Below are 230 nucleotides of genomic sequence, written 5' to 3' on the forward strand. Positions count from 1 at the left end.
ATCTTGATGGATTGCCGGACGGTTGTGAAACCGAGACGGCGGGTGACACAATCAGTTTGGATATCCACGTTGTTATCCTCGAACTCTACCACGCGATTGCAATCGATACACACCAGATGGTTGTGGGATGGCTTTTGGAGGAAATTCGGATCGTAGGTGACCTGGCTCTCTCCAAGATCGATCTGGCGAAGCAGGTCTGCTTCTACCAGCAGGCCGAGTGTCCGGTAAAC

The 230-nt window shown here is 52.2% G+C and carries 1 protein-coding gene; it reads right to left on the reverse strand.

The genetic code is table 11. The features are described from left to right. A partial coding sequence (locus Q4550_RS25135) for a transcriptional repressor (RefSeq protein WP_369290147.1) occupies positions 1 to 212 on the reverse strand: 212 nt, incomplete at its 3' end. Positions 213 to 230 lie beyond the last annotated feature (18 nt).

Origin of the sequence: Anaerobacillus sp. 1_MG-2023 (genome assembly GCF_030547345.1) — a bacterium.
GTDB lineage: Bacteria > Bacillota > Bacilli > Bacillales > Guptibacillaceae > Guptibacillus > Guptibacillus hwajinpoensis_B.